Annotated in this window: 21 protein-coding genes; 10 read left to right on the top strand and 11 right to left on the bottom strand. The window is 67.9% G+C overall.

Translation table 11 applies throughout. The annotated features are described in order from the left end of the window. Nucleotides 1-80: 80 nt before the first annotated feature. Entirely contained in the window at nucleotides 81-1,436 is a 1,356-nt protein-coding gene (locus J2728_RS19300) for an ABC1 kinase family protein (protein WP_310001764.1), read from the bottom strand. Next, the gene (locus tag J2728_RS19295; RefSeq protein ID WP_310001762.1) at nucleotides 1,436-3,229 is read right to left on the bottom strand and encodes a M3 family oligoendopeptidase; all 1,794 of its coding nucleotides are present in this window, start codon (nucleotides 3,227-3,229) and stop codon (nucleotides 1,436-1,438) included. Before J2728_RS19295 ends, J2728_RS19300 begins: the two co-directional genes overlap by 1 nt. 219 nt (nucleotides 3,230-3,448) lie before the next feature. Here J2728_RS19295 and J2728_RS19290 point away from each other — a divergent pair, with 219 nt between their 5' ends. From J2728_RS19290 to J2728_RS19280, 3 genes are read left to right on the top strand one after another with little or no spacing between them, the layout of a single operon-like run. After that, complete coding sequence (locus J2728_RS19290; protein ID WP_310001761.1) at nucleotides 3,449-4,915, top strand: sigma-54-dependent transcriptional regulator; 1,467 nt, start codon at nucleotides 3,449-3,451, stop codon at nucleotides 4,913-4,915. Between the two features lie 3 nt (nucleotides 4,916-4,918). Continuing rightward, nucleotides 4,919-5,059 (top strand): hypothetical protein, encoded by a 141-nt coding sequence (locus tag J2728_RS22375; RefSeq protein ID WP_404979806.1) that lies wholly within the window; start codon nucleotides 4,919-4,921, stop codon nucleotides 5,057-5,059. 55 nt (nucleotides 5,060-5,114) lie between these two features. Next, on the top strand, nucleotides 5,115-6,491 hold the full coding sequence (locus J2728_RS19280) for an alpha/beta hydrolase domain-containing protein (RefSeq protein ID WP_310001760.1): 1,377 nt from the start codon (nucleotides 5,115-5,117) through the stop codon (nucleotides 6,489-6,491). A 15-nt stretch (nucleotides 6,492-6,506) separates the two neighbouring features. Here J2728_RS19280 and J2728_RS19275 read toward each other — a convergent pair whose 3' ends face one another. The 4 genes from J2728_RS19275 to J2728_RS19260 form a co-directional block, all read right to left on the bottom strand. Beyond that, nucleotides 6,507-6,986 carry a hypothetical protein gene (locus J2728_RS19275; protein ID WP_310001759.1) on the bottom strand — a complete coding sequence of 160 codons (480 nt, stop codon included), beginning with the start codon at nucleotides 6,984-6,986 and terminating at the stop codon, nucleotides 6,507-6,509. 284 nt (nucleotides 6,987-7,270) lie between these two features. Then, nucleotides 7,271-7,639, bottom strand: coding sequence for a hypothetical protein (locus J2728_RS19270; protein ID WP_310001758.1), 369 nt, complete (start codon nucleotides 7,637-7,639; stop codon nucleotides 7,271-7,273). A 52-nt stretch (nucleotides 7,640-7,691) separates the two neighbouring features. Then, a complete protein-coding gene (gene gapR, locus J2728_RS19265) occupies nucleotides 7,692-7,961 on the bottom strand; it encodes a nucleoid-associated protein GapR (protein WP_066684399.1) in 270 nt (89 codons plus the stop codon). A gap of 88 nt (nucleotides 7,962-8,049) precedes the next feature. After that, nucleotides 8,050-8,961 (bottom strand): NAD(P)-dependent oxidoreductase, encoded by a 912-nt coding sequence (locus J2728_RS19260; protein ID WP_310001756.1) that lies wholly within the window; start codon nucleotides 8,959-8,961, stop codon nucleotides 8,050-8,052. 101 nt (nucleotides 8,962-9,062) lie between these two features. On the opposite strand from J2728_RS19260, the gene J2728_RS19255 reads away from it, so the two are divergent. Continuing rightward, entirely contained in the window at nucleotides 9,063-9,836 is a 774-nt protein-coding gene (locus J2728_RS19255) for an O-methyltransferase (protein WP_310001754.1), read from the top strand. A gap of 61 nt (nucleotides 9,837-9,897) precedes the next feature. Here the strand turns inward: J2728_RS19255 and J2728_RS19250 are convergent, their stop codons facing one another. After that, nucleotides 9,898-10,518 carry an HAD family hydrolase gene (locus J2728_RS19250; RefSeq protein ID WP_310001753.1) on the bottom strand — a complete coding sequence of 207 codons (621 nt, stop codon included), beginning with the start codon at nucleotides 10,516-10,518 and terminating at the stop codon, nucleotides 9,898-9,900. Further along, complete coding sequence (gene ykgO / locus J2728_RS19245) at nucleotides 10,518-10,643, bottom strand: type B 50S ribosomal protein L36 (RefSeq protein WP_004616427.1); 126 nt, start codon at nucleotides 10,641-10,643, stop codon at nucleotides 10,518-10,520. Before ykgO ends, J2728_RS19250 begins: the two co-directional genes overlap by 1 nt. A gap of 202 nt (nucleotides 10,644-10,845) precedes the next feature. On the opposite strand from ykgO, the gene J2728_RS19240 reads away from it, so the two are divergent. Beyond that, on the top strand, nucleotides 10,846-12,153 hold the full coding sequence (locus tag J2728_RS19240) for a lytic murein transglycosylase (protein ID WP_310001742.1): 1,308 nt from the start codon (nucleotides 10,846-10,848) through the stop codon (nucleotides 12,151-12,153). On the opposite strand, the gene J2728_RS19235 is transcribed toward J2728_RS19240, so the two are convergent. Then, complete coding sequence (locus tag J2728_RS19235; RefSeq protein WP_310001739.1) at nucleotides 12,143-12,988, bottom strand: aldose 1-epimerase; 846 nt, start codon at nucleotides 12,986-12,988, stop codon at nucleotides 12,143-12,145. The genes J2728_RS19240 and J2728_RS19235 overlap by 11 nt on opposite strands. A gap of 368 nt (nucleotides 12,989-13,356) precedes the next feature. Here J2728_RS19235 and J2728_RS19230 point away from each other — a divergent pair, with 368 nt between their 5' ends. From J2728_RS19230 to J2728_RS19210, 5 genes are all read left to right on the top strand, one after another. After that, complete coding sequence (locus J2728_RS19230; protein WP_310001738.1) at nucleotides 13,357-13,857, top strand: RNA polymerase sigma factor; 501 nt, start codon at nucleotides 13,357-13,359, stop codon at nucleotides 13,855-13,857. Nucleotides 13,858-13,942: 85 nt separating this feature from the next. Continuing rightward, complete coding sequence (locus J2728_RS19225) at nucleotides 13,943-14,920, top strand: FecR family protein (RefSeq protein ID WP_310001736.1); 978 nt, start codon at nucleotides 13,943-13,945, stop codon at nucleotides 14,918-14,920. 147 nt (nucleotides 14,921-15,067) lie between these two features. After that, nucleotides 15,068-17,341 (top strand): TonB-dependent receptor, encoded by a 2,274-nt coding sequence (locus tag J2728_RS19220; protein WP_310001735.1) that lies wholly within the window; start codon nucleotides 15,068-15,070, stop codon nucleotides 17,339-17,341. Nucleotides 17,342-17,461: 120 nt separating this feature from the next. Next, nucleotides 17,462-18,292, top strand: coding sequence for a glycosyltransferase family 2 protein (locus tag J2728_RS19215; RefSeq protein ID WP_310001734.1), 831 nt, complete (start codon nucleotides 17,462-17,464; stop codon nucleotides 18,290-18,292). 8 nt (nucleotides 18,293-18,300) lie between these two features. Continuing rightward, a complete protein-coding gene (locus tag J2728_RS19210; protein ID WP_310001733.1) occupies nucleotides 18,301-19,077 on the top strand; it encodes a polysaccharide deacetylase family protein in 777 nt (258 codons plus the stop codon). Between the two features lie 6 nt (nucleotides 19,078-19,083). Here J2728_RS19210 and J2728_RS19205 read toward each other — a convergent pair whose 3' ends face one another. Both J2728_RS19205 and J2728_RS19200 read right to left on the bottom strand, forming a co-directional pair. After that, nucleotides 19,084-19,209 (bottom strand): hypothetical protein, encoded by a 126-nt coding sequence (locus J2728_RS19205; protein ID WP_013077777.1) that lies wholly within the window; start codon nucleotides 19,207-19,209, stop codon nucleotides 19,084-19,086. Between the two features lie 90 nt (nucleotides 19,210-19,299). Next, nucleotides 19,300-20,748 (bottom strand): protein adenylyltransferase SelO, encoded by a 1,449-nt coding sequence (locus J2728_RS19200; RefSeq protein WP_404979805.1) that lies wholly within the window; start codon nucleotides 20,746-20,748, stop codon nucleotides 19,300-19,302. Nucleotides 20,749-20,892 lie beyond the last annotated feature (144 nt).

The following is a 20,892-nucleotide window of genomic DNA, read 5'->3' as shown; positions in this document are numbered from 1 at the left end:
GAACCGGGATCCAGGGCGACGACGACGCGCCGGCCCTGGGTCCCGGACAGCCTCCGCGAGACTTCCGGGATGACACGGATCTAGAGGCCAACCTCTTTGAGCGCCTCGGCCTGCCGATCGGCCACGGCCTCTTCGGAGAAGCCCTCCAGCGACGCCTCGAACAGCGCCTTCCAGTTATGCCGCGCGCCCAGGTGCAGGAAGGCGGCGCCCAGGCCGATGGCGGCGCGGTCCATGAACACGAACTCGCGCGGGATGGTGATCCCGCCCACCGCCTTCAGGGCCTGCCGCACCTTGAAGGCCTCGCGGCGGCCGTACTCGCCGGGCGGCACGTCGTCGGCGACGGTGCGCACCCGGTCGTCCAGCAGCGGGCCATAGATGAAGCGGGCCCAGACGTTAAGGGTGTCGACCAGATCGTCGGTCAGTCCTTGGAAGCCCCAGGTGCGATAGGCCTCCATCTGCTCGGCGCGGTCGTCGTTGGACAGGGCCCGATAGAGCCGCACCACCCCGGCCACGAATTTCGGCGGGAAGATGCGAATGCAGCCGAAGTCCAGCAGGTTCAGGTGCGACGCGCCCTCTCCGGCGAAGGTGTAGTTCCCCAGGTGCGGGTCGCCATGGATGACGCCCAGATGGGTCATCGGGGTCCACCAGGCCTCGAACAGCAGGGCGGCGATATGGTCGCGGACCTCCTGCGGCGCGGCCTTGAAGGCCAAGAGGCCCTGCCCGTCCAGCCACGTCATCGACAGCAGGCGCCCAGTGGACAGCTCCGGAACCGGCGTCGGCGTGCGGATCGTCTCGCGGCCCGCGAAGAAGTTTGCGTAGAGGGCCATCAGCTTGGCCTCGCGGCCGTAGTCCAGCTCCTCGCGCAGGCGGTCGCCAATCTCGACGATCATCTCGGACGGGTCGATCGAGCCATCCATGCGCTTGAAGAGGTTGATCAGCGCGCGCAACTGGCCCAGGTCGCTTTCGACCGCGCTCTGCATGTCCGGATACTGCAGCTTCACGGCCAGGGCCCGGCCATCGTGGGTCGTGGCGCGGTGCACCTGCCCCAGCGAGGCGGCCGCCGCGGCCTCGTGCTCGAAGCTCGCGAACTTCTTCTGCCAGTCCGCGCCCAGCTCGGCTGCCATCCGCCGGCGCACGAACGGCCAGCCCATGGCCGGCGCGTTGGTCTGCAGCTCGGCCAACTCCTTGGCGAACTCGGGCGGCAAGAGGTCCGGCACGGTGGCGAACATCTGCGCCGCCTTCATCAGTGGGCCCTTGAGGCCGCCCAGCGCCGCCTTCAGCGCCTTGGCGTTCCGAGCATCGGCCTCGTCGCCGCCGAACATCCGATTGGCGCCGTACGAAACGGCGGCGCCCGACAAGCCCGCGCCCACCTTGGCGAAGCGCGAGAGCCGGCCGGAGAGCCGGTCGCGTTCGGGGTCGCGGATGTCGTCGGCCATCAGGTCACCAAAGCCTCGAATTCATCGACCAGCCGTTCCAGCTGGGCGCAGCCAGCGGCCCAGAACGCCTTGTCGCGAGGGTTCAGGCCGAACGGCTTCAGGGCCTCTACATAGGTACGCGTGCCCCCCGCAGCGAGCAGCTCCTCGTAGAGCGGCGCGAAGGCGGCCGGGTCCTCGCGGCGCTTCTCCATCAGGCCGCGCACCAGCAGGTCCCCGAACGCGTAGGCGTAGACGTAGAACGGCGCGTGGCAGAAGTGGCTGACATAGGCCCAATAGTGCTCGTAGCCGTCGTTCAGCGTCACGGCCGGTCCGAGGCTTTCGCCCATCACGTCCAGCCAGAGAGCGCCGATCTGGTCGGGCGAAAGCTCGCCCTCCAGCCGCGCCTCGTGGAAGCGGCGCTCGAAGCGGTGGAAGGCGATCTGGCGGACGACCGTGTTGAGGCCATCCTCGATCTTGCCGGCCAAGAGGCCCTTGCGGTCCTCGGGCGAAGCCTCGGCCAACAGGCGGTCGAAGACCAGACCCTCGCCAAAGATCGAGGCCGTCTCGGCCAGGGTCAGGGGCGTGTCGGCCAGCAGGGTGCCCAGCGGCTGGCACAGGGTCTGGTGGACCGCGTGGCCCAGCTCGTGCGCCAGGGTCAGCACATCGCGCCGCTCACCCATATAGTTCATGAACACGAACGGGTGGCGGTCGGCGGTCACCGGATGGGCGAAGGCGCCCGACTGCTTGCCCGGACGCGGCAAGGCGTCGATCCAGGGGCGGTCGAAGAACACGCGGGCCGCGTCGGCGAACTTGGGCGCCAGATCCTGGAAGCTCTCCAGCACCATGCCCTTGGCCTCGTCCCAGGCGTAGGCGCGCGGGGCGGCGGCGGTCAGGGGCGCGTTGCGGTCCCAGTAGTCCAGCGCCGGAACGCCCATCACCTTGGCCTTCAAGGCGTAGTAGCGGTGCGACAGGCGCGGATAGGCCTCGACCACCGCCTGTTCCAAGGCGTCGACCGCGTCGGCGTCGACCTCGTTGGCCAGGTGGCGCGACTGGGCGGGCGTGTCGTAGCGGCGCCAGCGGTCCTCGACCTGCTTCTCGAAGGCCAGGGTGTTGAGCGCCAGGGCCTGGGTGGAAGCGCGGTCTTCCAGCGCCTTGGCCAGGCCGTCGGCGGCGGCCTTACGGCGCGCGACATCGGGGTCGGACAGCCGGTTCAGCGCCTCCGACAAGGTCAGGCTCTCGTCGCCGACCTGGGCGGTGAGCTTGGCCAGGGTCTCGTCCCACAGCCGCACCCAGTTGGCGACGGCAGGGGCCTTGTCGACGATGAAGCGCTCCAGCTCCGGCGACAGCTCGTGCGGCCGCGACAGGCGCACCCGGCGCAGCCACGGCGCCCAGCGGGCGGCCTCGGGATGAGCGTCCATCGCCTTGGCGATCTCGCCGTCCTCCAGCTGGTTCAGCTCCAGCGTGAAGAACAGGCTCTCGGCGGCGATCTGGGACGAGCGCGCCCGCAGGTCGGCCTCGAACTTGGCCCAGGCCGGATCGTCCCGCGCGACGGACGCCGCGAGGGCGGCATAGGCGCCGACGCCCCACAGGCCGTTGGTCGCCTGCTCATAGAGCGTGATCCCGCGATCCAGCAGGACGCCCAGGCGCTGGGGCTCCTTGCGAGCCTCCAGGAACATCCCCTCCAGCGACGCCAGCTCGTCATTGGCGGCCTTGGCTGCGGAGAGGTCGGTCTCGATCCGGGGATCGTCGCGGCCGACATAGAGGTCGGCCAGATTCCATTCGGGCGGGGCGGCGGGCTTGAAGGGCGCGTTCATGGCTAGCAGATAGGCCCGCGCCCCCCGCCCACGCAATGCGTCACATCCGGCACGGCGCCGCCAGCTTCCACCCGCTCCCCGCGTAAGACCCTGTTAAGCCTAAACCTTAAGGTTCGCGACACCTCTCCGAAAGCCGGTGTTTACCCCGTGAGTGTATCACTCTGAACCAACAAGAGCCTCGCTCCACGTGGGCGTGGCCGGTTCTGGTGGATGTGCCCAATGACAAAGACGGTGTTGGTCGTCGATGACGACCCGACCCAACGTCGATTGATCCAGGCGGTGCTCGAGCGCGAAGGTTTCGCCGTCTCGCACGCCGACAGCGGCGACGCGGCCATCGCGCACCTGACCTCGGGCGCGCCGGCCGACGTGGTCCTGCTGGATCTCGTCATGCCCGGCCTCTCGGGCCAGGACGCGCTGGCCGAGATGCGCGCCCGCGGCTTCACTCAACCTGTCATCGTCCTGACCGCCAGCGGCGGCGTCGACACCGTGGTCAAGGCCATGCAGGCCGGGGCCAGCGACTTCTTCATCAAGCCGGCCAGCCCCGAGCGCATCACCGTCTCGATCCGCAACGTCCTGTCGATGGGCGACCTCAAGGGCGAGGTCGAGCGCCTGACCAAGCGCGCGGTCGGCAAGACCACCTTCTCCGACCTGATCGGCGCCTCGCCGGCCATGGCTCTGGTCAAGCGCATGGGCGAGCGCGCGGCCAAGAGCGCCATTCCCGTGCTGATCACCGGCGAAAGCGGCGTCGGCAAGGAGCTGATCGCCCGCGCGGTGCATGGCTCCTCGGACCGCGCCGGCAAGCCGTTCGTGGCCGTCAACTGCGGCGCCATCCCCGAGAACCTCGTGGAGTCGATCCTGTTCGGCCACGAGAAGGGCAGCTTCACCGGCGCCACCGACAAACACCTGGGCAAGTTCAAGGAAGCCGACGGCGGCACCCTGTTCCTCGACGAGGTCGGCGAGCTGCCGCTGGACGTGCAGGTCAAGCTGCTGCGCGCCCTGCAGGAAGGCGAGATCGACCCGATCGGCTCCAAGCGCTCGATCAAGGTCGACGTCCGCATCGTCTCGGCCACCAACCGCGACCTGCAGCAGGCCGTTTCCGCCGGCCGGTTCCGCGAAGACCTCTACTACCGCCTGAACGTCTTCCCGATCGAGGCCCCGTCCCTGCGCGAGCGGCGCGAGGACATTCCGGCCCTGGTCGAGGCCTTCATCCGCCGCTTCAATGTCGAGGAAGGCAAGCGCGTCATCGGCGCGGCGCCCGAGACGCTGCGACTGCTGACCGCCTTCGACTGGCCCGGCAACGTGCGCCAACTGGAGAACGCGGTCTATCGCGCCATCGTCCTGGCCGACGCGCCCTATCTGCAGCCCTACGATTTCCCGGCCATCTCGGGCCTGGCCGCGCCTCTCGAGGCCGCCGCCCCGACTCCGCCGCCGACCGCCGCCGCGATGCTGCAGGCCGCCCACGCCGCCATGGCCGCCCCGGCGGCCGAGGCGCCCGTGCGCATCCTCGATGATCGCGGTCACCTGCGGACGCTGGAAGAGATCGAGCGCGACCTGATCCAGCACGCCATCGACGTCTATGCCGGCCACATGAGCGAGGTGGCCCGCCGCCTCGGCATCGGCCGCTCGACCCTGTATCGCAAGGTCCGCGAACAAGGCATCGAAGTTGATCTGAAGGAAGCCGGCTAAGCCATGCGTCCCACCGAACCCGAACACGCGCCGCGAGACCGCGCGCCCGCGCCGCTGATGATCTTCCGCCCCGTCTCGCGGGAGCAGCGGCTCAAGAGCCTGCTGAAGCCGGCGCGGCCCACGGGCAAGCTCCCGCGCCGCTGAGCCGGGCGCGCGCCTGATCCCTTGCTGGCGGTCGGGATTTCTGGCCCATGAACGCATGCGTTCATGCCTATTCCACGCCGCGCTCGTCGCCGTCAGCGTTCTTATCCTCTCAGCCGGCGGAAACACGCTGGCTCAAGATCTGACCTGGGCTCCCATCGAGGCGAAGGAGCCTCCAGGAAGTCAGGGCCGTCTCTACCCCTTCTTCGCCACGAACCGCGACTTGGCCCTCGAAGGCTATGTGGAGCAGGAGTTCCTGGTCTCTGGCCAGGCGACGCCACTATCGACAGCCTATGGAGCGGAACCCGGTGAACGCGCGCTCTCAAGCGGCGCGACGAAGCCCTTCAGGACCCGCGTGCTTGTTCGACGCCCCGATCGTCCGGAGCGGTTCAACGGCGTTGTCGTCCTCGAGTGGTTGAACACCTCGAACGGCTTCGACGCCGACAACGTCTGGCTGGCCTTGCAGGATCATCTGGTCGCGGCGGGATACGCCTGGATCGGCGTATCGGCTCAAGGCTTCGGTGGAACCGAGACTCTTCGCGCCTGGAGTCCGGCGCGGTATGGCGATCTGCGCATCGAGAACGGCGGCGCGATGACGCGAGAGCCCCTGTCGCTGGATATCTTTCGTCAGATCGCCGCCGCGCTTCGAGGCGACTTGATCGGCGCTCGTCCCAGGACGGTGATCGCCGCGGGTCAGTCTCAAGCCGCGATCTGGCTGGCGAGCTACCTCAATGGCGGCCTGGCCGACACCGGGACAATCGATGGCTTTCTCCTGGTCTCGGCGACCAGCGCCAAGATCGATCCAGTCACGCCCGCTCCCGTGTTGCGCATCGTCGCCGAGGGCGACGCCGCTGGACCCGACGCCGAGAACCAGCCGGAGGACTCTACTCGCTTTCGCCAGTGGGAGATCGCTGGCGCCTCTCACGTGGATCGCCATCTTCGCGCCGCGCGAGAGCCTGTTCAGTTGCGCGATCTGGGGACGTCGGTCCAGGCGGCGATCGGACCGAAATGCACGGTCGCCGCGATCGGAACGACGACCTCGGCCTATATGGTCGAGGCGTCTGGGTTGGATAAGCTCGTCATCTGGTCGCGAGGAGGCCCGCCGCCTCCCAAGGCTCCTCGCCTCATACGCCAGCTCGGCCACGAAGGCCGTTTGCGGAGGGATCCCACTGGCCTCGCCCTGGGCGGAATTCGGCTTCCGGAGATCGCGGCGCCGGTCGGTCTGAATGTTGGCAAGAATACCGGAGCGGCGGCTTGCGGCGCGCAGGGCTATTATCAGCCCTTCCCGATATCCAAGCTGCGCGGCTTGTACCCGAGCGCGAGGGCCTACCGTCGAGCGGTGGAGCGCGCTGTCCGCGAAAACGTTTCCGCCGGCTTCCTTTTGCCGAAGGACGGCGAGCTGATCAGAAGGGCCGCCGACAAAGCGTCTTGGTGACCACTCGAGAGCGGTCTACAGCCCCGCCGCCACGCTGAGCCGTTCTTCGCCCTCGACTTCGGCGCGCTGGGCGTCGGCGGTCGTCAGGTCCAGGCGGATCCAGCCGGGGCCCGAGCGGCGCGTCAGACCTTCGGCCGCCATCACCTCGAGTTCACGGGCAACCGCCGTCGGCGTCACCGGACGGCTCCAGCGATGGTCCAGTTGCCGGGCGATCTCGGCCTCGTTGAGGCCCGGCGACTGGGCCAGGGCCATCAGGATCATATCGCGCGTGGTGCGGCCGCGACGGCCGCGACGGCTGGGTTGCGGCGCGGCGAAGGCCACCGGCTCACCCGACGACAGACGCTCGGCCATGCCGGCCTGCTTGAGGGCGTCGAGCGCCAGCACGATGGCGCGCAGTTCGCTCTCGAACGGCGCCTGGGCGCGTCGCTGCGCCTCGATCATGCGGTTTTCGAGCTCCGACTTGCGGCGCATCAGCATCTGAAAGGTGGTCGCCATGGTCCCTAATCCGCTGAATGGCAGGGTTCGCTCGGCGCCGAGCCGCGTCCATGGACCCGTGCGCATCGAGGGCGGGCCGCCGTGAGCACACGACCCGGAACCCTACGTCCATTAAGACTTTAACCCATTACAATCGTTTGTAATTTCGGCCCGTATGATTACCAACGCCTTAACGGCAAAGGGCGAACAGGGGTTTTTGGTAAGCCTACTAGACATTATCCGGGGTAGATTCGAAAAAATCACCACCCGCTATGCGGGTCACGGCCAAGCTTGGCGGAGGTCGATCACTCATCCGCGTCCGCGGGCGGGGTCTCGCGTCGGGCGACGCGCCCGAAGCCCCCGCCCCGGCGCATCGGCTTGCGGCCGGCCTTACCAGCCTCGTCCCCGTTGGGCCTGTCGCCCTTGGCCTTGACGGCGATTTCCTTGAGCTTGATGGCCTGATTGCCAGACAGGGCCTGGCCGCGCGCGCCCTTCTCGGGGTCGGCGAAGGCTCGGCCATAGGTCTCGACGCGCTGGGCGACGCTGGCCAGGAACTCGCCCTCCCACTCGGAGAGCTCGACGCCCGACTTCTCGGCCGCGCGGCGAGCGCGCTTGAGGGCGTTCAGCGCGGCTCGCTTGGCCTGTTCTTTCGGATTGGGCGGCTTGGCGCGCATGTTGGGAGTCTAGCCCCGCCCCGCGCGCCGACACACCCGAAAAACGGGCGACTTAGATCTCGCCGATGGCCGACAGATAGAGGTCGAGGATCGCGTCCTCTTCCTGGCGCTTGGCGCGGTCCTGCTTGCGCAGGCGGACGACCTTCTTGAGGATCTTGACGTCGAAGCCGTTGCCCTTGGCCTCGGCGTAGACTTCCTTCATCTGCTCCATGATCTCGGTCTTTTCGACCTCGAGGCGCTCGACGCGCTCGATGATCGACTTCAGCTGGTTCTGGGCGGTGGAGTTCAGGACGTCGGCGTGGGGAATGGCGTCGTCGGCCATGGGCGGTCTCGCGGAAAGGCTGGAAATCGGAGGCGCGGAACCTAGTTCGAAGCCGCGCCGCTGGGAAGCGCGATTCAGCGGCCGTCCACTACCTTCCTTCGACGCGACCGCGCGCCACCTCGGCGAGGGCCGCCAGATCGAGATTCTTGTCCTCGCCGCCCAGCAGCATCTCGAGGCTCGCCTCGGCCAGGTCGGCTTGCGGCATCGACAGTCCCTTGGCCTCGGCGGCGTCCAGGACCAGGCGCACGTCCTTGAGGCCAAGCTCGGCGGCGAAGCCGGGCGGGCTGTAGCGGCGCTCGGCGATCATGCCGCCATAAATCTTGTAGATCGGCGCGGCGAAAAGCGTGCTGCTCAGCATGTCCAACAGTTCTGGCGCGGGAACGCCGTAGGCCTCGCCCAACGCCACGGCCTCGCCCATCGACTCGATGGCCGACACGATCATGAAGTTGCCCGCCAGCTTCAAGGCGTTGGCGCGGACGGGATCGTCACCCAAGGGCCAGACCTTGGCGGCCAGCATTTCCAGCACCGGCATGGCGGTCGCGACGGCGTCCGGCGGCCCCGCGGCCAGGACGTTCAATCCGCCAGCCTGAGCCACGGGGGGACGGCCGAAGACGGGAGAAGCGACATAGCCGAGGCCAAGCTCGGCGTGCAGCACGGCCAGCTCGCCGGCCAAGGCGGTCGAGATGGTGGCCAAGTTGACATGGACCACGCCCTTCCGCGCGCGGGCCAGGACGCCGCTGTCGATCAGCACCTCCCTAACCGCCTGGTCGTGGGCCAGCATGGAAAGCACGATGTCCGCCGTGAACGCCTCGTCGACGTCGGCGGCGGGGACGGCGCCCTCGGCCGCCAGCGCGTCGACGATGGCCTGGGAGCGATTCCAGACCGTCACCGTCACGCCCTTGGCCAGCAGATTGCGAACCATGGCCGCGCCCATGGCGCCAAGGCCGATCATCGAGACGTGCATAGATTTAGCTCCAGACGAGATCGTCGCCCCGCACATAGGTCCTCTCTGGCGATCACGCACGCGGCGCTGCGCCATAATGTCGCGGAACGTCGTTATTTGAATCGCCTAGACTCCCCCCGACGGAAGCGAGGGGCAGGATGCAGATCGACGAGCACGCCAGGATCAACACGTTGATCTACCAGTTCGCCCAGCAGTACCTGGAAAAGCGAGGCTGGTTCGAAAGCCTGGACGGCGTGCCCCGCAACAAGAACGGCTTGGTTCCCTGGATCACCTATCCCGCCTTCCGCCAGTTGGAGCGGATCGTGAAGCCGGGCGCGCGGGTGTTCGAGTATGGCTGCGGCGGCTCGTCCCTGTGGTGGGCCTCCCACGGCTCGGAGGTGATCAGCGTCGAACACGACGCCGCCTGGGCCGCCCGTGTCGCGGAGAACGCGCCCCCGAACCTGAAGGTGGTCACCCGGGTCCGGGACGAGGCCTGCTCGGAGGACCGTCAGGCCGCCGTCGCGTCGTTCTTCGCCGATCCGCCGGAACTGCCCCTGTCGCACGACGAAGGCCACAACGTCATGCACGGCCTGATGAACGCCGAGTTCGTGGCCTACGCCACCGAGATCACCGCGCACGAGCCGGAGAGCTTCGACGTCGTGATCGTCGATGGCATGGCCCGCGCCCTCTCGGCCTGGCTGGCGGCCAAGTACGTCAAGCCCGGCGGGATCATCGTTTTCGACAACAGCGACCGCTGGCAATACAACGGCGCCTTCCAACAGTTGAACGCGGCCGGCTTCCGGCGCGTCGACTTCTACGGTCCGGGCCCGGTCAATCGGCTGGAGTGGTGCACGTCGCTGTTCGTGCGCGATCTGGACGTCTTCGCCGACAACATCGACAGCCCACGAGGCGACTGCGACCTCGGCTGGTAGAGCGCTTTAGGGGTGGGCGCGAGCGGCTAAACCGCTCGAAGGCGCTTCTAATCCAGAAACTTCAGATCAAGCCGTGCGCCTGGACCGCGCCGCGCAGGCGCGCGGGGTCGGTGAAGTGATGGGTGTGAAAGCCCAGAACCTCGGCGGCGGCGATATTGGCGGCGCTGTCGTCGATGAACAGCAGGTCGCCAGCGGCTAGACCCGTCCGCTCCAGCACGATCTCGTAAATGCGGCGGTTGGGCTTGATGACCCCCTCGTCGCCCGAGACGATCGCGTCGCGGAACAGGCCAAAGTGGGCCGGCGAAATTGCCTGAACGTCCGGCCACTTGCTTTGTGGCATGTTGGTGAGCGCGAACTGCGGCACGTCGCGAGCGGCCAACGCCTCGATCACGGCGGCGGTCTCGGGGATAGGTCCCGACAGCATCTCGTCGAAGCGCTCGTCCCAGGCGCGGATCTCGGCGGCGTGCTCGGGAAAGCGCGCGATCAGCGGCGCGGCGTTCTCGGCGAAGTCGACGCCGCGGTCATGGGCGACGTGCCAATCGAGGGTGCAGACATGCGAAAGGAACCGGTCGAGATCGGCCGGTTCCTTGAAGATCTTCGCGTAGAGCGCGCTGGGATCCCAGCGCACGATGACATTGCCCACATCCCAGAGAACGGCTCTGGGACGCACGGCGGCCGTCATCAGCCCTGCTTGGCCTTGAAGCGCGGGTCGGTCTTGTTGATGATGTAGATGACGCCCTTGCGGCGGACCATCTTGCAGTCGCGGTGGCGACCCTTCAGCGACTTCAGCGAGCTGCGAACCTTCATGACCGTCTCTGTACTCAGCGGAGAGGTTCGGGCGCGCGAAGAGAGCGGCCGGAACATCCGGGTGTTTCGGAGGCGGTGCGTATAAGTGCGACGGGCTCGTGAGTCAATGCGCTCCAAGGCTCTGACGCACGTTTGAGGGAACTTACCCCGGCCCGCGCGCTTGTGATTGAACCCATTGTCCGAACGCCGGTAGCTTCCCCGCATGGCTCTTGATCGTCGCGTCTTTCTCGTTCTGTTGCTCGCCGGCTGCGCGGAGACCGCCCCGCACCCGCAAATGACCTCGCCGGCGACGCCGAAACCCGCGTCGCCGGCCCAGACGGCCCAGCCCCCCTCGATGACGCCCGCCGCCCCGGCGGCGACGGTCGACTCGGAAACCCAGGCCTTCGACGCCTGGCTGGCCGACTTCCGCCCCCGCGCCATCGCGGCGGGCCTCTCGCCGGCGTTGCTGGACCGCGAGCTCTCGGGCCTGACGCCCAATCCCCGCGTGATCAGCCTGGACAGCCGACAGCCGGAGTTCTCCAAGCCGGTCGGCGCCTATATCTCTGGCGTGATCAGCGACGACCGCGTCGCGATCGGCCGCGCCAAGCGCGAACAGCTGACATTCCTTCCCCAGATCGAGGCGCGTTATGGCGTGCCTCGCGACATCCTGCTGGCGATCTGGGCGATGGAATCGGCCTTCGGAAAGCTGCAGGGCGATTTCGACGTCGTCCGCTCGATGGCCAGCCTCGCCGCCGACGGGCGTCGCCGGGGCTGGGCCGAGGGCGAGCTGATCGCCGCGCTCAAGATCATCGACTCCGGAGAGGTCACCCGCGAGCAGTTGAAAGGCTCCTGGGCTGGCGCCATGGGCCAGACCCAGTTCCTGCCCACCAGCTATCGCGCCACGGCGGTCGACTTCGACGGCGACGGCAAGCGCGACATCTGGGGCTCGGACGCCGACTCCCTGGCCTCGGCCGCCAACCTGCTGGTCAAGGGCGGGTGGAAGCCGGGCGTCGGCTGGGCCAAGGAAGTGATCCTGCCGCCCGGTTTCGACTATGCCCTGGCCGAAGGTCCGCGCGAGATTCCGGCGTGGTGGGAAGAGAAGGGCGTGCGGCGCGCCGACGGCCTGCCCTGGACCGCCGCCGACGCCGCCCAGCCGGCCGGTCTGATCCTACCCTCGGGCGCGGCCGGGCCGGCGTTCCTGGCGCTGCCGAACCATTTCGCCATCCGGACCTACAACAACTCGACATCCTACGCGCTGGGCATCGGCCTGCTGGCGGACCGTTTCGGCGGCGGCGGACCGCTGGTCACGGCCTGGCCACAGGAAACGGCGCTGTCGCTGTCGGATCGGATGGCCGCCCAGATCGCGCTCGCCCGCGTGGGCTTCAACCCAGGACCCGCCGACGGCGTGGTCGGCGCCAACACCCGCAAGGCCCTACGCGCCTGGCAGCAGAGCCAGCAACTGCCCGCCGACGGCTATCTGTCCAGCGACATGGTCGCCCGCCTGAAGGCCCGGGCTGGGATCACGCCGTAGCGATCTCCATCCAGATCGACCGGCGCTCGCCTGGCCGCAGGACGACCATGCCCGTGTCGCCATCGCCGAACGGGTTGGGTCGACTGGCGCAGGGCTCGACGCACAGGTAGCCCTCGCCCGGCGGGACATAGACATGGAGCCAGCGACACTCGGCCGAGGCGGTGATCACCGTGTCAGGCTGGCCGGGCGCGCGCAGCACCGCCCGCTGGTCCCAGCCCGTGTAGCAGTGGTCGATCAAACCATGCCCCTCGACCGGCGCGCTGGCCGCCCAGTCGGCTTCCCACGGCCCCGGATGATGGAGGGTCGGTAGGACGTCGGTGTCGATCAGCCACACGCCGTCATTCGCGGCGGTCAGGGTCTCGCCCGGGCGGCGCGGGAAATAGGGATGGAAGCCCAGTCCCGCCGGCATGGCCGTCTCGCCCGTATTGGTCACCGTCAGTTCGGCGCGGAAGCCGGCGTCGAGAAGTTGGAAACGCTGCTCGGCGCGATAGGCCCAGGGCCAGGCGTCTGGCGCGTGGTCATAGGACAGCAACGCCTCGCCACCGTCGGCCCGCTCGACGGCCCAGGCCGAACGCCAACCTTGGCCATGCAGCGGATGCGGCTGGCCGGCCAGGTTCGGCGGCAGCGCGACCTCGCGCCCCTCGAAGACGAAACGGCCGTGAGGGATGCGATTGCAGAATGGGACAAGCGGGAAGCTCGCCGTGATCAAGGCGTCCTCGGCCCCCGGCTCGGCGGGCCGCAGGATATCGCGACCGCCGACGGTGAAGCTCGCCACCGCGCCGCCGACCTTGGGCATTAGCGACAGGCGGGCATGGCCCTGTTCAATGGCGGTCATCCGGTGGCTCCCCGCGGTTGGTCCGGCATCGGTAGGGTCATTCGCCGATCGGGCCAAGCCCTTGGCGGTGGCCTCGGTGGGGAGGGAGGCGGCGCGACATTTCGCCACACGGCCGGACACCGCCCGACCAACTATTCGCCCTCTCTTTTTGCGAACCATTCGCGCTAGGATGCGGCGGTGGCTGGCCTTTCACGACAGAGGGCGGACATGGCGAGATGCGCCGAGGGAGAGTTTTCCGACACCGGTGTCGGAATGCCGCAACAAATGATCGTCTTTCGGCCCAAAAGATGGATATTGCTGCGCCTCTGGGGGGACGGTGGTGTGGCTATGCGGGTGATCTTTTGAGCGCAACAAGCTCGGACAAGACCGTGCTGTTGAGCCTTTACGAGGAGAAGCGGGCCAATCTGGTGCGCTTCTTCGCCGCGCGGCTGAACTCGCGCGCCGAGGCCGAAGACCTGGTTCAAGACCTCTATCTGCGGCTGACGACGATGGAGCCGGCCGCCACCGTGGGAAACCCCTCCGCCCTGCTCCATCGTATCGGCTACAATCTGATGCTCGATCGTATGCGCAGCCAAAAACGCTCCGGCGCGCGCGATCACGACTGGCGAGAGGCCAACACCACCATCCTGGCCGGCAGCGAGGTGGCGGACGAGCCCTCCGCCGACGAGGTGGTCAGCGCGCGCCAGCGACTTCGGGCGCTGGTGGAAGCCGTCGACGACCTTCCCGAGAAAACCCGCCACGCGTTCCAGCTGCATAAGCTGGAGGGTCTTAGCCATGCCGAGACAGCACGCCGCATGGGCATAAGCACCAGTACCGTGGAAAAGCACATAAGCTCGGCCCTAAAGACTCTGACGAGGCGACTGCGTTGATTTATGCAATTGTCCATGGGGGGCGAGGCATCGTCGCGACGTCCTTTTCCTGGGGGATGATGGATCCTCGTCGGAGCAACGCTGGATGAGCCGGTCAGCGCAGCACCTGCAAGAGGCGGCCGATTGGCTGACCCGCCTGCAGCGGCCGGAGGTCGATGAGACCGACTGGCTGGCGTTTGACGCATGGCTTTCCGAGCCGGGCGCTCAAGAGGCGTATGACGCCATCCAAGCCGTCGACGAGGAGATCTTCCAGCGAGGTTCGGCCGTCCGGGGGGAATTGGCCGAGCCCAGGCGCGTCGCGGCGAAGCGGGCGTTCTCGATCGACTGGCGTTGGCTGGGCGGTCTGGGCGCGGCCGCCGCCGCGGCCGCCGTCGCGATCACCGTCGCGCCCTGGGGCGAACTCGTGCCCCAGCCGGACACCCTGTACACCACCGCCAAGGGCGAAAGCCGCGCCGTGCAACTGGCCGACGGCAGCCGTGTCGATCTGAATACCGACTCCCACATTTCGGTTCGCCTGGAAAAGGACGCCCGCCGCGTCACCGTCCACGACGGCCAAGCCCTGTTCGACGTGGCGCACGATAGCGCCCGCCCCTTTCTAATCACCGCCGGCGACGAGACGGTGCGCGTGATCGGCACGCGGTTCGACGTCCGCCGCCGCGACGGGCAGCTCAGCGTCACGGTTCTGCGCGGCCTGGTCGAGGTCTCCACCGACGGCGAGGACACGCCGGTCCGCCTGCGACCCGGCCAGATGCTTGAGCATGTCGAGGGCGCTTCTGGGGTATCTGTCCGCGCCGTGGCGGCCGAGGATCAGGTGAGCTGGCGCTCGGGCAGGCTAGTCTATCGCGATCAGCCGCTGGGTCGGATCGTCAGCGACATGAACCACTATTTCGACCGCCCCATTCGCCTTGAAGGCGAAAACACCGCCTCTCTACGGTTTTCCGGCGTATTGATCGTGGATGGTCAGGATGCGATGGTTCGCCGCCTGTCCAGCTTGATGCCGATTTCGGCGACGCCGACCGATGATGCCATTGTCCTGCGCGGAAGGCCGTCCGCTTCGAATTGACGCGCGTAGGCGGGCCCGATCCTGAGACGGGCCCTTTCCCTTTTCGCCGCCAGCATCCTGGAACTAGGCCTTGGCGGACGTGGCGCTCTCGCCGCCGTCGATGGTCGCGCGCGCCTGGATATCCGCGAAACCACCGCCGCCGAGACCTTGATCGAGCTGGGCGTTCGCATGGGTGTCAGCGTCGGCGGCGTGGAGGCCTGCGGGGGACCGGGCACTCCGCTGGTCGGGTCATTCACGTTGAGGGAGGCGCTCGACCGCGCCGTGGCGGGGCGAGGCTGCGGCTACGCCTTCGTCGACGCCCACACGATCCGCTTCTCGCCGCTCAAGCCCGCGCCGCGTCCGCGGATCGTCGCGCGCCCCGTCATGGCGACCGCGGTCGAGCCCGTGGCTCCCCTGGCGCCGCTGATCATCACCGCCGGCAAAAGGCCCGCGCGGCTGGGCAGTCTGCCGGGTGGCGTCAGCGTGATCGGCTCGCCCCAGCTGCGGGATACGGGGGCTGGCGAGACCGGCTCGGTGGCGCGCCAAACGGCCGGATTCATCACCACCAACCTGGGCGCGGGGCGCAACAAGATCCTGCTGCGCGGCCTATCGGACGGCACTTTCACGGGCCGAACCCAGTCGACGGTGGGGACCTATCTCGACGACCTGCCGGTGAACTACAACGCGCCCGATCCCGATCTTCGGCTGATCGACGTCGACCGCGTGGAGGTTCTGCGTGGGCCGCAAGGCGCGCTCTATGGCGGCGGCTCGCTCAGCGGCATCTACCGGATCGTCACCCGCGCGCCGGAGCTGGGCGCCTATGCCGCCTCGGCCGGCGCGACCTTCGCCGACACCGAGTCCGGCTCCAGAAGCTATCGCTTCGAGGGCGTGATCAACGTGCCGACCAGCGCCAAGTCGGCCCTGCGAGCGACGATCTATCACGACGTCGACGGCGGCTATCTGGACGACGTGAACCTGCGCCTGTCGAACGTGGACAAGACCACGCGCCGCGGCGGTCGCGTGGCCTGGCGCGTCGAGCGCGGCGAATGGGAGGTTCGACTGGGCGTCGCCGGCCAGAGCGTCTCGTCCAAGGACACGCAGTACGTCACCCTGGCGCCCGGCGGTCCGCGCCGCGCCAACCAGGTGCGGGAAAACCACCGCAACCGACTGGGGCAGACCTCGCTGAAGATCAGCGGCTCGGGCGATTGGGGGCGGTTCGAGTCGGTGACCGGCTACGTCACCCACAACTTCGCCAGCCGCTATGACGCCACCCTGGCCGTGACCCAGTTCGCCGAGAAGGGCGTCGAACTTGGCTTCTACGACGAGAGCTCGCGCGTTCGCATGCTGGTCGAGGACGCCCTCTACACCGGCCCGGAGCGTGGCCGGCTGCGCTGGATGATCGGCATGTTCGCCAGCCGAAGCATTGAGGAAGGCGACTCCGAGCTTCGCGTCAGGGCCGCCAGCATGACGCGCAGAGTCTACAACGAGGATCGCAAGGACCAGCTGAACGAATACGCGATCTATGGCGAGGCCAGCTACGACCTTGGCGGCGGCTGGAAGGCCGCAGTGGGCGGCCGAAGCTTCAAAACCACCGTGCACACGCGCTCGTACGTGATCGCGCCGTTTCCCGGCACGTCGCGAAACCTCGATCGCACGGCCTCTTTCGGCGGCTTCTCCCCGAAGGTCTCGCTGCAGCGCGACCTGTCCGGCGGCGGCATGATCTACGCGCTGACCTCGGAGGGGTATCGCGCTGGCGGGTTCAACTCGGGCGGCCTGACGACACCTTCCGAGACTCGCCGCGTGTTCAAGCCCGACCACCTGCGCAACTATGAACTCGGCGCCACCCTGACCCCTTTCAAAGGTCGGCTGAACCTACGGACGGCGCTGTTCTACGACGACTGGCGCGACATCCAGACGGACCAGTACTTCTCCTCGGGTCTGTCCTACACCGCCAACATCGGCGACGGCCGCAATCGGGGCGTCGAGATCGAGGCCGTCTGGCGGGCGACCAGCCGCCTGACGGTGTCCGGCAACGCCCTCTTCAACGGACCCAAGCTGACCCGCATCGCGCCGGGCTTTGGCGTCTCGGCGACCGCCAGCCTGCCCGGGGTGCCGGACGTGTCCTTCGGCAGCCTGGTCACCTATCAGCGGCCGTTGACGGCGAAGGCCTCGCTGATGCTGACCGCCGAGACCGGCTACATCGGCCCGTCGCGCCTGACCTTCGACCCGCGCTACTCGCCCTCCATGGGCGGCTACTACACCGGCAAGCTTTCGGCGCAGGTGATGACCGATCGGTGGCGGGCGGCGGTGTTCGTCAGCAATCCCTCGAACATCTCCAGCGACACCTTCGCCTACGGCAACCCGTTCAGCTTCGGCCAGGTTCGTCAGGTCACGCCTCAGCGCCCCCGCACCTGGAGCCTGGCCCTCTCGGCCAATTTCTGAGGCCGCGTCGCAAAGCTTACATGTTTCTTACCATCGGACCGGGGGGACGGCCCCGTCGGTGGCGTCATCGTCTGTGAGAGCGGCCGCGGGGCGCGGACGCTCGAGCAGGGATTTCGAGTGATGACCAAGCTTTCCGCGTTGCTCTGCGTCCACAACGAGGAGCAACGCCTGCACGCTTGCCTGGCCGCCTTGTCGTTCTGCGACGAGATCATCGTGGTCGCCGACCGCTGCAGCGACGGCTCCGAGGCGATCGCGCGTCAGTACGGCGCCCGCGTGGTTTCCGGCATCTTCCCGATCGAGGGCGCTCGCAAGCATGCCGGGCTTGCCCGCTGCACTGGCGACTGGGTTCTCGAGCTGGACGCCGACGAAGGCGTGAGCCCAGCCTTCGCCCGGGAAGTGCGCGAGACGATCAGCCGCGCCGACGCGGCCGACTGGTATCAGACGCCGATCGACAACTACATCGGCGACCAACTGGTCCGTCATGGCTGGGGCGGCTCGTTTGGCACGTCCTCGGCCGCGCGCCTGTTTCGCTCCGGCGTCAAGTCCTGGAAGTCCGAGCGTGTCCACCCCGGCGCCAAGCTGGACGGAGTCTACGGCGGTCGCCTGAAAGAACCGCTGCGCCACATGGTGGACGAGGACATCGGCGACATGTTCGCTCGCCTGTCGCGCTACACGGCCCTGAGGGCCCAGGACCTTGTCGACAGCGGCAAGATCAAGAGCATTCCCGACGACGCCTTCCGGGGCGTTCGGCGCTTCTTCAAGTGCTACGTCTCGCGCAAGGGCTATCGCGAACGCGACCTGGGCTTTCTGATCTCGCTGATGGCCGGGCTCTATCCGATCCTGTCCAACCTTCGCGCCCGCGAAATCCTTCGGAGCCGGGCTCGCGACACGGCGAAAATGCCCCCTTCGGCCCCCTTGCCGCTGCGTCGGGCCGAAGCCGCCACCCAGTAGCCCCGGCCATGCGGAAGTCCGCGCCTATCGCCTTTCGCCTGATCCTGGGCCGGGAGCTCCGACTCTGGGCCAAGGCTGGCCGTAGCCCCATCCTGTGGTGGCGCGACGACGACGCGCGCGCGCCCGGCGAAGCCTTGGACAAGCTGCTGGACCTGTCGCGGCGCCACGACGCTCCGCTGACCCTGGCGGCTATCGCTGGCCCTCACCTGGCCGCCTTGGTGCGCCGGGTCGAGGGCGAGCCGAACATCGAGGTCGCCGTTCACGGGTTCAAGCACATCAACCGCCAGCCGCCGGGCCGAGGTTTCGGCGAGGTGGTGCCCGAGGACGGTCTGGAATGGGTTCGCGCCCAGTTGCGCGCGACGGTGATGGCTTTCCATAAGGCCGGCGCGCGGCCGACCTTGTTCGTGCCGCCTTGGAACAACCTGGCCCCCCAGCTCGTCGAAGCAATCGGCGACTCATCCCTCGGCGCGATCTCCGCCTTTGGACAGGAGCACGCATCCGGCGATGGCGTGGCCCGCCTGGACACGCACCTCGATGTCCTGCGTTGGAAGGGCGGCGGCCGCTTCCGAGGGCGCTGGCGCTTCCTCTCGCGGATGCGGCGGCTGATGGCCAGCCGACGGGTCTCGGGTCAGTGGGATGCGCCGATGGGTCTGCTGACCCACCATATGGATCACGACGCCGCGACCTGGACGTTCCTGGACGAGTTTCTGGCGGTCTTTCCGATGCGCGCGCGCCAGGATCTGACGACGGCCAGTCCCCCGGCCTCGCGAGCCCTCAGCGCCTGAGCAGGGTCAGGCCAGTTCCGGACGATCGCGCAGGCATTCGCCGATGGCGCGGGCGCAACCCGGCAGACCGAGCGCTCCCACGAACGACATGGCTACGGCGCAAACCAGCATGATCGGTTGGAAAATGCGCATCGGGAATCTCCACGCGGCGTTCGTCGCTGGCACTGTGCCGGAACAGTAAGACGGAACCTTGACGATTGTTCCGGACTCGAACGGAAAAATTCAGCGGGCGTCTTTTTCGCCACGCGAGCCGCCCAGTCCATAGGCTTTCCGGGCGGCCTCGATCCGCCCGAGCTTGGCGTAAAGCGGCTCCCAGTCGTCGGCTTGATCGATCGGCGCCCACAGGGCCTCGACCTCGTCGATGATCAGCTCTTCTGGCTCGGCACGCTGAAAGACCGGGTCCGCCAAGCGCTCGGGACGGTCGGGCGCGTAGTCGGCCAGTCGAGCCCGGAAGGCCCTGAACGCCTCGTTCTCGTAAAGCCCAGCGCGCGGGCCCGACAGCGCGCGAGCCTCGGAAGCCTCGCCGCCGAACCAATCGAAGAAGAACGGCTCCCAGCGCAGGAGCTCGCCCCCTTCGGCCAAGGCGCCGAACGCGGCGTTGACCAGGTCGACATCCTGGTACGCCCCGCGAGGCTGGACGCCCAACCGGTCCAGGATCGCTTCGCGCAGCGCCGTCCGATACGCGTCGGAAAAGCCGTTCAACGCGGCGAGCAGTCCAGCCTGCTCGCCCACCAGGGTCAGGCAGGCGGCCAGTTGCTGCAGGTTCCAGAACACCGCCTCGGGCTGACGACCAAAGCTGTAGAGACCTGAATGGTCGAAATAGGCGGCCACGAAGTTCGGATCGTTGCGCGGCAGGAAGCGCCAGGGGCCGTAGTCGAAGCTTTCGCCCGTGACGACCATATTGTCGGTGTTGAGCACGCCGTGCACGAACCCCGCCGCCATCCAGCGCGCCAGAAGGCGGGCGCTGGCCGCGACCACCGCCTCCAGCAGCGCCGCCGGCCGATCGGGCGCGTCGGTCAGACGCGGGTAGTAGGTCTCGACCACGTGGTCGATCAGGACCGAGATCAGGTCACGGCGATCGAAATAGGCCAGACGCTGGAACGTACCGAATCGAATGTGGCTGTGGGACAGCCGCGTCAGCACGGCCGAACGGGTCGGGCTGGGCTCGTCCCCCCGGGTCAAGGCCTCGCCCGTCTCGACCAGGGAGAAAGCCATAGAGCTCGGGACGCCCAACGCCTGGAGCAAACTGGCGGCCAGGACCTCTCGCACCCCGCCCTTCAGGGTTAGCCGCCCATCGCCCGAGCGCGACCAGGGCGTCTGGCCCGAGCCCTTGGTGGCCAGGTCTAGCAGTCGGTCGCTCCCCGCTTCGCGCAGCTGGGCGAACAGGAAGCCCCGCCCGTCGCCGAGGTCGGGGTTGTACGCCCTGAACTGATGGCCGTGATAGCGCATGGCCAGCGGCACCGGCTGGTTGTCCGGCAGGGGCTCGAAACGGCCGAAGTGGCGAAGCCATTCGGCGTCGGCCAGTCCATCAAGCCCCACGCTCGCCGCCGCCCGATCGTTCCGATAGCGGAGGATCGTCCGCGGGAAGTCGGCGGCCTCGACAGGATCCGCGAAATCGCGGCCCAGGGCCTGGAAAAGGGGATCGGGGCGGTAAGCGGCGGACAAGGGCATGGCCGCCAGATGAGGCCGGGATCGCCCGCGCGCAACCCTTCTTCGAAAGTACACGATGGTCAGCGAACGCTGTCACATCCCGGCAACAGAAGCCACTAGGCCTTTTTGTCACAAGGGATTTCGCTTGCCAACGCCATGAGGCCG

The organism is Caulobacter segnis, assembly GCF_031454995.1.
GTDB lineage: Bacteria > Pseudomonadota > Alphaproteobacteria > Caulobacterales > Caulobacteraceae > Caulobacter > Caulobacter segnis_E.
This window is presented reverse-complemented; position numbering and strand designations above follow the sequence as displayed.

What these genes read in the sequence shown, in the direction of transcription:
- J2728_RS19300 (WP_310001764.1), bottom strand. Translation starts at nt 1,436, where the DNA reads ATGGCCGACGACATCCGCGACCCCGAACGCGACCGGCTCTCCGGCCGG.
- J2728_RS19295 (WP_310001762.1), bottom strand. Translation starts at nt 3,229, where the DNA reads ATGAACGCGCCCTTCAAGCCCGCCGCCCCGCCCGAATGGAATCTGGCC.
- J2728_RS19290 (WP_310001761.1), top strand. Translation starts at nt 3,449, where the DNA reads ATGACAAAGACGGTGTTGGTCGTCGATGACGACCCGACCCAACGTCGA.
- J2728_RS22375 (WP_404979806.1), top strand. Translation starts at nt 4,919, where the DNA reads ATGCGTCCCACCGAACCCGAACACGCGCCGCGAGACCGCGCGCCCGCG.
- J2728_RS19280 (WP_310001760.1), top strand. Translation starts at nt 5,115, where the DNA reads ATGCGTTCATGCCTATTCCACGCCGCGCTCGTCGCCGTCAGCGTTCTT.
- J2728_RS19275 (WP_310001759.1), bottom strand. Translation starts at nt 6,986, where the DNA reads ATGGCGACCACCTTTCAGATGCTGATGCGCCGCAAGTCGGAGCTCGAA.
- J2728_RS19270 (WP_310001758.1), bottom strand. Translation starts at nt 7,639, where the DNA reads ATGCGCGCCAAGCCGCCCAATCCGAAAGAACAGGCCAAGCGAGCCGCG.
- gapR (WP_066684399.1), bottom strand. Translation starts at nt 7,961, where the DNA reads ATGGCCGACGACGCCATTCCCCACGCCGACGTCCTGAACTCCACCGCC.
- J2728_RS19260 (WP_310001756.1), bottom strand. Translation starts at nt 8,961, where the DNA reads ATGTGCGGGGCGACGATCTCGTCTGGAGCTAAATCTATGCACGTCTCG.
- J2728_RS19255 (WP_310001754.1), top strand. Translation starts at nt 9,063, where the DNA reads ATGCAGATCGACGAGCACGCCAGGATCAACACGTTGATCTACCAGTTC.
- J2728_RS19250 (WP_310001753.1), bottom strand. Translation starts at nt 10,518, where the DNA reads ATGACGGCCGCCGTGCGTCCCAGAGCCGTTCTCTGGGATGTGGGCAAT.
- ykgO (WP_004616427.1), bottom strand. Translation starts at nt 10,643, where the DNA reads ATGAAGGTTCGCAGCTCGCTGAAGTCGCTGAAGGGTCGCCACCGCGAC.
- J2728_RS19240 (WP_310001742.1), top strand. Translation starts at nt 10,846, where the DNA reads ATGGCTCTTGATCGTCGCGTCTTTCTCGTTCTGTTGCTCGCCGGCTGC.
- J2728_RS19235 (WP_310001739.1), bottom strand. Translation starts at nt 12,988, where the DNA reads ATGACCGCCATTGAACAGGGCCATGCCCGCCTGTCGCTAATGCCCAAG.
- J2728_RS19225 (WP_310001736.1), top strand. Translation starts at nt 13,943, where the DNA reads ATGAGCCGGTCAGCGCAGCACCTGCAAGAGGCGGCCGATTGGCTGACC.
- J2728_RS19215 (WP_310001734.1), top strand. Translation starts at nt 17,462, where the DNA reads ATGACCAAGCTTTCCGCGTTGCTCTGCGTCCACAACGAGGAGCAACGC.
- J2728_RS19210 (WP_310001733.1), top strand. Translation starts at nt 18,301, where the DNA reads ATGCGGAAGTCCGCGCCTATCGCCTTTCGCCTGATCCTGGGCCGGGAG.
- J2728_RS19205 (WP_013077777.1), bottom strand. Translation starts at nt 19,209, where the DNA reads ATGCGCATTTTCCAACCGATCATGCTGGTTTGCGCCGTAGCCATGTCG.
- J2728_RS19200 (WP_404979805.1), bottom strand. Translation starts at nt 20,748, where the DNA reads ATGCCCTTGTCCGCCGCTTACCGCCCCGATCCCCTTTTCCAGGCCCTG.